This window comes from Methylobacterium ajmalii, from assembly GCF_036448855.1.
Taxonomy (GTDB): domain Bacteria; phylum Pseudomonadota; class Alphaproteobacteria; order Rhizobiales; family Beijerinckiaceae; genus Methylobacterium; species Methylobacterium ajmalii.
Genome location: NZ_JAZFXT010000039.1, coordinates 48,274 through 58,787, shown reverse-complemented (window position 1 = coordinate 58,787; position 10,514 = coordinate 48,274). Strand labels below are relative to the sequence as shown.

Annotated in this window: 12 protein-coding genes; 9 read left to right on the top strand and 3 right to left on the bottom strand. The window is 70.9% G+C overall.

All coding sequences use genetic code 11. The features are described 5' to 3' along the window. On the top strand, positions 1 to 1,397 hold a 1,397-nt coding region (locus V3T34_RS17150; protein WP_305079376.1), incomplete at its 5' end, for a porin. Between the two features lie 347 nt (positions 1,398 to 1,744). Here the strand turns inward: V3T34_RS17150 and V3T34_RS17145 are convergent. Then, entirely contained in the window at positions 1,745 to 2,032 is a 288-nt protein-coding gene (locus V3T34_RS17145) for a hypothetical protein (RefSeq protein ID WP_305079377.1), read from the bottom strand. 294 nt (positions 2,033 to 2,326) lie between these two features. Here V3T34_RS17145 and V3T34_RS17140 point away from each other — a divergent pair, with 294 nt between their 5' ends. Next, positions 2,327 to 3,004 (top strand): glutathione S-transferase family protein, encoded by a 678-nt coding sequence (locus V3T34_RS17140; RefSeq protein WP_091883983.1) that lies wholly within the window; start codon positions 2,327 to 2,329, stop codon positions 3,002 to 3,004. Between the two features lie 28 nt (positions 3,005 to 3,032). Here V3T34_RS17140 and V3T34_RS17135 read toward each other — a convergent pair whose 3' ends face one another. Continuing rightward, complete coding sequence (locus V3T34_RS17135) at positions 3,033 to 3,536, bottom strand: DUF2147 domain-containing protein (protein ID WP_091883980.1); 504 nt, start codon at positions 3,534 to 3,536, stop codon at positions 3,033 to 3,035. 368 nt (positions 3,537 to 3,904) lie between these two features. Between V3T34_RS17135 and ndk the strand changes: the two genes are divergently transcribed. From ndk to V3T34_RS17120, 3 genes are all read left to right on the top strand, one after another. Continuing rightward, positions 3,905 to 4,327: a nucleoside-diphosphate kinase gene (ndk, locus tag V3T34_RS17130; RefSeq protein ID WP_048429253.1), complete on the top strand. Its 423-nt coding sequence runs from the start codon at positions 3,905 to 3,907 to the stop codon at positions 4,325 to 4,327. A gap of 83 nt (positions 4,328 to 4,410) precedes the next feature. Continuing rightward, on the top strand, positions 4,411 to 6,501 hold the full coding sequence (locus V3T34_RS17125; RefSeq protein WP_305079378.1) for a molybdopterin-containing oxidoreductase family protein: 2,091 nt from the start codon (positions 4,411 to 4,413) through the stop codon (positions 6,499 to 6,501). 114 nt (positions 6,502 to 6,615) lie between these two features. Beyond that, a complete protein-coding gene (locus V3T34_RS17120) occupies positions 6,616 to 6,972 on the top strand; it encodes a hypothetical protein (protein ID WP_091883975.1) in 357 nt (118 codons plus the stop codon). A gap of 115 nt (positions 6,973 to 7,087) precedes the next feature. On the opposite strand, the gene V3T34_RS17115 is transcribed toward V3T34_RS17120, so the two are convergent. After that, entirely contained in the window at positions 7,088 to 7,525 is a 438-nt protein-coding gene (locus V3T34_RS17115) for an Lrp/AsnC family transcriptional regulator (RefSeq protein WP_091883973.1), read from the bottom strand. 110 nt (positions 7,526 to 7,635) lie between these two features. Here V3T34_RS17115 and rocF point away from each other — a divergent pair, with 110 nt between their 5' ends. From rocF to V3T34_RS17095, 4 genes are all read left to right on the top strand, one after another. Then, on the top strand, positions 7,636 to 8,598 hold the full coding sequence (gene rocF, locus V3T34_RS17110; RefSeq protein ID WP_091883971.1) for an arginase: 963 nt from the start codon (positions 7,636 to 7,638) through the stop codon (positions 8,596 to 8,598). Next, positions 8,599 to 9,651: an ornithine cyclodeaminase gene (locus V3T34_RS17105; RefSeq protein ID WP_305079379.1), complete on the top strand. Its 1,053-nt coding sequence runs from the start codon at positions 8,599 to 8,601 to the stop codon at positions 9,649 to 9,651. It abuts the gene before it with no gap. A 433-nt stretch (positions 9,652 to 10,084) separates the two neighbouring features. Continuing rightward, positions 10,085 to 10,228: a hypothetical protein gene (locus V3T34_RS17100; protein ID WP_167543931.1), complete on the top strand. Its 144-nt coding sequence runs from the start codon at positions 10,085 to 10,087 to the stop codon at positions 10,226 to 10,228. Positions 10,229 to 10,314: 86 nt separating this feature from the next. Further along, positions 10,315 to 10,461, top strand: a complete 147-nt coding sequence (locus tag V3T34_RS17095; RefSeq protein ID WP_167543930.1) for a hypothetical protein — start codon at positions 10,315 to 10,317, stop codon at positions 10,459 to 10,461. Positions 10,462 to 10,514: the final 53 nt, after the last annotated feature.

Here is a 10,514-nt window from a genome sequence, read left to right as displayed (position 1 = left end):
ACAACGGCGACCTGATGGGCTACCGCGGCCTCGGCCGCCTCAACCTCGACGCCCGCACCCAGACCGCCTACGGCACGCTCCGCGCCTTCGTGCGCTTCGAGCTCGCCTCGCGGACCGGCGCCTACCTCACCTCGGGCACCCAAAACCGCGCCGCCAACGGCTTCTTCGGCATCGGCGTCGACACGTTCAGCCGCTCGCAGCAATACGTGAACGTCGACAAGGCCTTCATCCAGTTCGCCGGCCTCACCGCCGGTCGCGCGGCCTCGTTCTACGACTTCTACGCCCACGACTTCGAGATCATCGGCACCTCGCTGGGCTCGGACGTCGCCTCGACCAACCTGCTCGCCTACACCGCGACCTTCGGGAACGGCTTCTCGGCGACGCTGTCGGTCGAAGACCCGATCTTCCGCAAGACCCCGCTGTTCGGCACCGCCACCGCCGGCAACGCGGCGAGCGCCTTCGCGGTCTACACCGCCGCGACCGCCAACCTGACCCCGGTCATCGCCACCAACGCGGCCGGCGTGCCGGTCGGCGAGGCGTTCTACGACCTGCGCCAGACCTCGCGCATGCCCGACTTCGTCGGCGCCCTGCGCTACGACGCCGCCTGGGGCTCGGCCCAGCTCTCGGCCGCCGTGCATGAGCTGAACGCCGGCAACGCTGCCGCCGTCCTGAACTTCGCCGGCGGCGGCATCACCGGCGCCTCCGCGCCGCGGGTCAACTCCGAGTACGGCTGGGCCGTGCAGGGTGGCCTGAAGATCAACATGCCGTTCATCGCCGCCGGCGATGCGCTGTACCTGCAGGGTTCGTACGGCGAGGGCGCACAGCTCTACACCGGCTACTCCTCGTACATCGGCTCCTACACCGTCAGCTCCGGCAACACCCAGGGCGCGCCGTTCGCCACCTTCTTCGCCGACGCCGCGGTGAACCCGCTGAGCGGCAAGATGGAGCTGTCGACCAGCTGGACCGTCGTCGGTTCGTACCTGCACTACTGGGCGCCCGAGTGGCGGTCGGCCGTCATCGGCAGCTACGGCGAGATGAGCTTCGGCAAGACCAGCCGCAACCTGCTCGGCGGCCTGAACTTCAACGGCCTGGGCAACCCGGTCAACAGCCCCGGCGCCTTCCTCTACAGCGCGGCCCTGCGCGACACGAGCCAGTTCGTCGTCGGTGCCAACCTGATCTGGTCGCCGGTCAAGGATCTCGATATCGGCGTCGAGGGTCTCTACAACCGCGTCGACCTGAAGGGCGGCGCCGTGATCGACCAGAACAAGGCCCCGGGCGCCAGCGCCGCCGGCATCAACGCCGCCGGCCTGCCGATCAACGCGGCCGGCCTGGTTCTGCCGACCGCCAAGTCGGCCGACACCTTCAACATCCGCATGCGCGTCCAGCGCGACTTCTAAGATCAGTCTTAGTCGATATCAGGGGGTCCCGGCGCGAGCCGGGGCCCCTTTTTCGTTTTGGGAAATCGAGCAAGAAAAAAGGCGCACTCGGAGAGTGCGCCTTGCAGGTTCCCTGGGTCTCGAAACTCAGGATGGTCAACTTATAACAGGACGATCGGGTCGTTTCAACTATCGACAGATCATTTTATCGACGGCGCAAATAAAAATTGCCGCCGGGTCGAGCGCCGGCAAGTTTCCTCGGGAACGGTGGGGCTCCGGGTGAGACGGCGACGCTCCAGGACGCGAGACCGGCCGCACCCCGCCCGATCCGGCCCCGTCGCCGCGCCTCGTCGGACGCGCGCGGGCCCTCAGGCCTTCTGTTCCTTCAGGCGGCGGACGCACTTGCTGTAATATTGCGGCCAACGCGGGCCTTGCACCGCCTTCTCGGACGGCGCGAGGGCGCGCCACTCGGCGCCGCACTTGCGCTGGCGCTCGCGGGCGGCGAGGGCGCGGATGCCGGGCTCGCGGCGGGGCGCCGCTTCGGTGCCCGGACCGGCCTCGCCGAGGGCGGAAGCGGGCGCGGCGACGACCAGGACCGCCAGGGCGGCACGGAGAAGGGCAGGGCGGATTCGGGCGGGGCTCACAGCGGAGATCATGTCAGGGCTCGCGGGAGGGAAGGGCGGTACGGGCCGCGGATCGACGCGCCGCGCAGCCGAGACTGCCACAACCTGACGTAAGGGCAAGAGGGCAGGGCGGTTGCGCCCGCCCGCCGCACACCCCGGGAACGGCCCGGTCGGACGATCGGGCTTCGGGGAAAAACAGCCCTGCATGACCGCCGGTTGAGACAACCTTCACCCTGTACAGCGCAGGCCCGGCCCTGTTTACCTGCCGGGGAAGCCCGATGCGCGACGGACGCGACCCGTCCCCGCCGTGCGAGAAGGACCAGCCGCATGTCGGCCGTGACGACGCCGCCGATCGACCTCTACTACTGGACGACGCCGAACGGCTGGAAAGCCTCGATCATGCTCGAGGAATGCGGCCTGCCGTACCGGATGATCCCGGTCAACATCGGCAAGGGCGCCCAGACGGCCCCCGAATTCCTGGCGGTGGCCCCGCTCGGCAAGATCCCGGTCATCGTGGATCCGGACGGGCCCGGGGGCGCGCCGATCACGGTGTTCGAATCGAACGCGATCCTGCAATATCTCGGCCGCAAGACCGGGCTCCTCTACCCCTCCGAGGAGCGGGCCCGCATCGCGGTCGACATCTGGCTGTCCTGGCAGGCGGCGAATTTCGGGCCGACCCTGGGCCAGACCCATCATTTCCGCATCTACGCTTCCGACAAGATCCCGTACGCGATCGAGCGCTTCACGGCCGCGACGACGAAGCTCTACGCCGCCCTCGACGCCCAGCTCGGCCGCCACGCCCACGTCGCCGGCGAGGCGTACAGCATCGCCGACATCGCGATCCTGCCCTGGGCCAAGATGTGGGAGCGCCAGGGCCAGGACATCGCCGGGTTTCCGAACGTCGCCGCCTGGATCGAGCGGCTGAAGGCCCGCCCGGCTGTCCAGCGCGGGTTCCGGCTCAAGCCGGACGCCGACGAGCCGCCGGGGACCGGACCCCGCGGCTGAACCGCGGGCCCGTCCCTCGGCGGGCTGATCACTCGGCCGGCTTGGGGGCCGGCTTCGCCTTGGCGGGCGCCGGGGCGACCTGGGCGAATTCCTCCGGCGCCTTGGTCCAGGTCTGCGAGCCGCACAGGATCTTCAGCATGCAGCCCGAGATCGCGAGCTCACTGGCGCTCTCGCGGCTGACCGAGACGTCGTAGATCTTGCCTTCCTCGGCATTGTAGATCTGGCCCTTGTAGCCGCCGTCCTCGGGCTTCAGCCCGTCCATCAGCGTGAGGCCGATCACCGGGCGGCTGCGCTTCTTCGGGTCGGGATTCTTGATGTCGGTGCGCGGCTGGCCCTGCTCGTTGAGCGGCGTCTTCAGCCACACCACCTTGCCGCAGGCATGGGCGGCGCCCGGGCCGCACTTCTCGATCTTGATCTTGGCCCGGCCGTCCTCGGTGAGCCAGGTGCCCGACGGATCGCCGGCGGCGGCCGCGGCGGTGACGCCGGCCGAGAGCAGGGAAGCGGCGAGGGTCGGGATCAGGATCGAGCGCATGCAGGAAGCTCCTGGCTGTCCGCCACGGCAACCCTGACGGGCCTGCGCGGGGCGGAAGGGGCGAGGGACGCCGCCGCGGACGAGCCGGGCAGCGTGGCCGAAAGGTCACGTCGAAGCTAGGAAGCACGAGCTTTGGGGCGATTTTTCGGCCGCGTTGCGGCAAGGACGCAATGGATGGCTCGGCGCGCCGCCGCGTCACCTTCCGTGCTTGAGGGGCGCCGGGCCCGCGGCTATAAGCCCGGCGCCGGGCGTCCGCATGGCCCCGGCGCGCGGGCGCTCGCGCCCGGCTCACGCCGGACCGTCAGGGTCCGGTGCCGCGCGGCCTCCCACCGCCCCCGCCACCGCTTTTCTTCTGAACGGACCGTCCCATGGCCACCGAGCGCACCTTCTCCATCCTGAAGCCCGACGCCACCGCCCGGAACCTCACCGGCGCGGTCAACGCCGTGATCGAGGAGGCGGGCCTGCGCATCGTCGCCCAGCGCCGCATCCGCATGTCGGACGCCCAGGCCAAGAAGTTCTACGAGGTCCACGCCGAGCGTCCGTTCTACGGCGAGCTCGTCGAGTTCATGACCTCGGGCCCGGTCGTGGTCCAGGTGCTCGAGGGCGAGAACGCCGTCGCCAAGTACCGTGAGGTGATGGGCGCCACCAACCCGGCCCAGGCCGCCGAGGGCACCATCCGCCAGAAGTTCGCGAAGTCGGTCGGCGAGAACACCGTCCACGGCTCCGACAGCCTCGAGAACGCCGGCATCGAGATCAAGCAGTTCTTCGACGACAAGGACATCGTCGGCTAAGGTTTCCCTGACCGGAAAACACCGATAGGTTCAGAGCCCCTGCCGCCAAGCGGCGGGGGCTTTTTTCATGGGGGAGCGACACGGTGACGGCGCAGCCACGGATCGAGCGGACGACCTCCACCTGCCCGCACGACTGCCCGTCGGTCTGCGCCCTCGAGGTCGAGGTGATCGACGGCTCGACCATCGGCCGGGTGCGCGGCAACCCGCGCCATAGCTACACGGCCGGCGTCGTCTGCGCCAAGGTCGCCCGCTACGCCGAGCGCATCCACCATCCCGACCGGCTGACCCAACCGCTGATCCGCACCGGGCCGAAGGGCTCGGGCGCGTTCGCGCCGATCGGCTGGGACGAGGCGCTCGACCGCGTCGCGGAGGAATTCCGCAGGGCCGAGGCGGCGCACGGGCCGGAGGCCGTCTGGCCCTACTACTATGCCGGCACGATGGGGCTGGTGATGCGCGACGGCATCAACCGCCTGCGCCACGCCAAGGGCTATTCGGGCCAGTTCTCGACCATCTGCACCACGCTCGCCTGGTCGGGCTACATCGCCGGCACCGGCCGCCTCGGCGGGGTCGACCCGCGCGAGATCGCCGAGAGCGACTGCGTGGTGATCTGGGGCACCAACCCGGTGCATACCCAGGTCAACCTGATGACCCACGTCCAGGCCGCCCGCAAGAACCGCGGCGCAAAGGTCGTCGTCGTCGACATCTACGACAACCCGACCATGAAGCAGGCCGACCTCGCGCTGCTGCTGCGCCCGGGCACCGACGGGGCGCTCGCCTGCGCGGTGATGCACGTGCTGTTTCGCGACGGCCTGGCCGACCGCGACTACATGGCCCGCTACACCGACTGCCCGGACGTGCTGGAGGCGCACCTCGCGACCCGCGACCCCGCATGGGCCGCCGCGATCACCGGCCTCTCGGTCGAGGAGATCGAGCGTTTTGCCCACCTCGTGGGGGAGACGAAGAACACGTTCTTCCGCCTCGGCTACGGATTCGCCCGCAGCCGCAACGGCGCCGCCAACATGCATGCGGCGCTCTGCATCCCGGCGGTGACGGGCGCCTGGCAGCATCGGGGAGGGGGCGCCTTCCACTCGAACAGCGGCGTGTTCGGCCTCGACAAGCGCCTGATCGAGGGGCTCGACGCGATCCGGCCCGGCACCCGCATGCTCGACCAGTCGCAGATCGGCCGCGTGCTCACCGGCGACGGGCAAGCCCTGCGCGGCGGCCCGCCGGTGACCGCGATGCTGATCCAGAACACCAACCCGGTCTCGGTCGCCCCCGAGCAGGAGCTGGTGAAGCGGGGCTTCTCGCGCGAGGACCTGTTCGTCTGCGTCCACGAGCAGTTCATGACCGAGACCGCCCGGATGGCCGATCTCGTCCTGCCCGCCACGATGTTCCTGGAGCACGACGACCTCTATACCGGCGGCGGCCAGCAGCACATCCAGCTCGGCCTGAAGCGCATCGACCCGCCGGCCCTGTGCCGCTCGAACCACGAGGTGATCGTGGGCTTGGCCGAGCGGCTCGGCGCCGCGCATCCGGGCTTTTCCATGAGCCCGCGCGAGCTGATCGACGCGACGCTGAAGGCCTCGCGCCGCGGCAGCCTGGCCGAGATGGAGGGAGACGGCTTCCTCGACGTGCAGCCCGCTTACGAGCGCGCCCACTTCCTCGACGGCTTCGCCTATCCCGACCGGCGCTTCCGCTTCAAGCCGGACTGGGGCTCCGTGCCGGTGGCCAAGGACGGCCCGCGCGGGCCGGCGATGCCGCCGCTCCCCGACCATTGGGAGGCGCCCCTGATGGCCGCCACGCCCGACCACCCGTTCCGCCTCGCCACCAGCCCGGCGCGCAACTTCCTCAATTCGAGCTTCACCGAGACCCCGACCTCTCTCGCCAAGGAGCGCCACCCGACGGTGATGATCCATCCGGAGGATGCCGGCCCGCTCGGGATCGGGGAGGGGACCTGGGTGCGGCTCTCCAACGAGCGCGGCGCCGTCACCCTGCGGGCGACGCTGTTTGCCGGCCTGCGCCGCGGCGTGCTGATCGCCGAATCGATCTGGCCGAACGACGCCTACCCGGATGGGCGCGGCATCAACACCCTGACGGGAGCCGACGCGGCCGCCCCCTTCGGCGGCGCCGCCTTCCACGACAACCACGTCGCGATCGCGCCCCTGCCGCAGTAGCGCGCGCTCGGCTTTTCGTGCCCCGGTGTGGCCCGCCCGCCCTTGTGCGGGCGGGGAGTTTCGGCGTCCAACGGTCCAGCTTGACGACAAGCAGCCCAACGGACCTTCCCTCCCATGCGTCTCCGCACCCTCCTCGCCGCCGGCTTCCTCGCGCTCGGTGCCACCGCCGCTCTCGCCGGCGCGTCCTCGTCGCAGCTCGAGGCCTACCAGCCCGATCCGGCCCTGCGCACCGCGCCCAAGGCGGACCTCGAGAGCCGGGTGCGCCGCGCCTGCGCGGTCGTCCAGGCCCGGCTGCAGAACACCGCCGAGACCGGCTTCGAGCGCCCCTGCGGCTGCTACGCCAAGACCACCCTGCGCTCGCTCGACGCCTCCGAGATCGAGGCCTACCGGGCCACCGGCTACTTCAACGATTCGGCCCGCGCCAAGGCGCTCAACGCCATCGACGCCTGCAAGCTGCAGCGCCCGGTCTGAGCGGGACGACGGCGATCGTCGATTGACTCCCATCGCGTCATCCCGGGGCCGCGACAGCGGAGCCCGGGATGACGGCTTCCGCATCCGGCCCGTCGGGTGACCCGAACCCGGGCGACTACAGCCGCGCCCGCGCGCTGCGCGGCGTCGCGAGCAGCAGGTGCGTCTCCGAGGTCGTCACGCCCGGGACCAGGCGCACCCGGCGCAGCATCTCGTCGAGCTCCGGCAGGCTGCCGGCCGACACCTCCACGATGATGTCCCAGCGGCCGACCGTGGTGTGGACCGAGGTGATCTCGGCGAATCCCTTGAGGGCGTCGATCACGTCGCCGGCCCGGCGCCCCTCGACGGCGACCAGGGTGATCGCCCGCACCGCCGCAGGCTGGGCATCCGCCCGCAGGACCACCGTGTAGCCGATGATCTCGCCCGCGCGCTCGAGCCGGTCGATCCGCGCCCGCACGGTGGCGCGCGAGACCTTCAGCAGCACCGCCAGTTCCGAGACCGGCCGCCGGCAATCGTGCCGCAGCAGGGTGACGAGGGCCTGATCGAGATCGTCCATTCCGCCACTCTGCGCAGGGTGGGTTGCCAGAATGCGCGACCGGCCCGGAAAATCGACCGGTTTCCCGTGTTCGGAGTGACGCATCCCCTTGGTACCGTCGAGGTCGTTCGATGGTCCGAGACGGAGGCGGGACAGTGGGTGCGGGACATCCGGAACGGTGCGTCCTCGTCGGGGCGCCGGTGCAGTCGGGGACGGACCGGCTCGGTTGCGACATGGGGCCGAGCGCCTACCGGGCGGCGGGCCTGCCGGGGGCGCTGCGCGATCTCGGCCTCCCGGTCGAGGATGCCGGGACCGTCGTCCCGAAGCCCTTCGACGCACCGGCGCATCCGAACCGGGCGATCCATCACCTCGCCGAGACCGCGGGCTGGACGCTGGCCCTGACCGAGGCCGCCTTCCGGGCGAGCGAGGCGGCACGGCCGATCTTCCTGGGCGGCGACCACAGCCTCTCGGCCGGCACCGTGGCGGGCATGGCGCTGAGGGCGCAGGCCGAGGGACGCCCGCTCTTCCTGCTCTGGCTCGACGCGCATGCCGACCTGCATACCCTCGAGACCACGACGAGCGGCAACCTGCATGGCGTGCCGCTGGCCTACCTCACCGGGCGGCCGGGCTTTGCCGGCTACTTCCCGCCCCTCGCGGCCGCCCTCGATCCGGCCCGGATCTGCATGGTCGGCCTGCGCAGCGTCGATCCGGCGGAACGCGCCGCCCTGACGGGCAGCGGCGCCCGGGTGCACGACATGCGCGACATCGACGAGACCGGAATCGTCGCCCCGTTGCGCGACTTCCTGGGCGACGTCGCGGCGGCGGAGGGTCTCCTCCACGTCAGCCTCGACGTCGACTTCCTCGATCCCGGCATCGCGCCGGGGGTCGGCACGACGGTGCCGGGCGGGGCCACCTTCCGGGAGGCCCACCTGATCATGGAGCTGCTGCACGATTCCGGGCTGGTGCGCAGCCTCGACCTCGTGGAGCTCAACCCCTTCCTCGACGAGCGCGGCCGCACCGCCCTGCTGATGGCCGACCTCGCCGCCAGCCTGTTCGGCCGGCGCATCCTCGACCGCCCGACCCGGAGCTTCTAGATGGCCGCGCTCAACGTCGTCCCCTTCGTCAGCGTCGACAACATGATGCGGCTCGTCCACGCGGTCGGCATCGAGGCGATGCTGGTCCGCCTCGCCGCGGCGATCGCCGAGGACTTTTCGCGGTGGGACGTGTTCCAGAAGACCCCGCGGGTCGCCACCCACAGCGCCGAGGGCGTCATCGAGCTGATGCCGACGAGCGACGGCACGACCTACGGCTTCAAGTACGTCAACGGCCACCCCAAGAACGCCGCCGGCGGACGCCAGACCGTCACCGCCTTCGGGATCCTGGCCGATGTCGGCAGCGGCTATCCGGTGCTCGTCACCGAGATGACGCTGCTCACGGCCCTACGCACCGCCGCGACCTCGGCGCTCGCCGCGCGGCACCTCGCCCGGCCGGGTTCGCGCACCATGGCGCTGGTCGGCAACGGCGCCCAGGCCGAGTTCCAGGCCCTGGCCTTCCGGGCGCTCATGGGGATCGACACGCTGCGCCTTCACGACATCGACCCGGCGGCGACCGAGAAGTGCCGGCGCAACCTCGCGCGGTTCGGCTTCCACCTCACGGCCTGCGCCAGCACGGCGGAGGCGGTGCACGGCGCCGACATCGTCACCACGGTGACGGCGGACAAGCGCAACGCCGTGATCCTCGGCGACAACCTCGTCGGGGAGGGGGTGCACGTCAACGCCGTCGGCGGGGACTGCCCGGGCAAGACCGAGCTGGCGCCGGAGATCCTGCGCCGGGCCGGGATCTTCGTCGAGTACGAGCCCCAGACCCGGATCGAGGGCGAGATCCAGCAGCTCGCCGCGGACCACCCGGTGACCGAGCTGTGGCGGGTCCTGTCCGGGGAGGTGCCCGGGCGCAGGGACGCGCGCCAGGTCACGGTGTTCGACTCGGTCGGCTTCGCGATCGAGGATTTTTCCGCCCTGCGCACCGTGCGCGACATGCTGGCCGAGCGGCCGTTCTACGACGACCTCGACCTCCTGGCCGATCCGGACGACCCGCGCGACCTGTTCGGCATGCTGATGCGGGCGGGCCCGCCGCGCCTCGCGGCCTGAAGCCGCCGGCGCGCGGAGCGGCGAATACTGTCCTCGACTGTCCGCCGGGGCGGCTCGCGGGCCATGGCCCGCCGGCCGGTCGCGCGCCAACGTATCGGGCGCGGCCGGCAACCCCTGACCCGCCACGCAGCAGGGCAGTATCGCGAAGTCCGGGCCTTGTAGTGAACGCGCCTCCGCAGGCGGTCTCCAAGAGCAGATCCGTCCTCCACCAGTGCCGCGCCGGCCCGCCATGCACAGGCCTTCCCCGGCGCGATTACCTACGCAGTCCGGCACGAATGGACGTAAGGCCTTGGAGTCGATCCACTTTCCGAAACCGGTTTGGTAAACGACTTCACAAGTATCCAGTCGTGGATATCGACACGTTTCGGCACATCTGGCATCCCAAGACTGCGAACGGGACGCGACAGCAATCCCGGACCTGAGGATGGCATCGATGAAGACGCTCGACCTGAAGACCCTCGGCACCGTCACCGGCGGCACGATCTGCGCCCCCGTCTGCGCCCCGGCCTGCCCGCCGCCGGCCCCGGTCTGCCCGCCCCCGAGCTGCGGCAGCACCAAGTCCAAGAAGGGCTGCTGAGCCCGCGCTCACGCAGGGGGACGAAAGCGGCCTCGCCGCCCGGCCCCGCTCCAACGACAGCGTTCGACGATCCTCGGAGGAACATCATGAAGAAGCTCGACCTCAAGACCCTCGGCACCGTCGCCGGCGGCACCCTCGGCATCTCGGTCGGCGTCGGCGTCTCGGTCGGCTGCGCCCCGGCCTGCCCGCCGGCCCCGACCTGCGGCAGCACCAAGTCCAAGAAGGGCTGCTGAGCCCGCGCCGACGCGCCGGGAAGCGGACCACCGCCCCGGCGACGCGGTTTTCC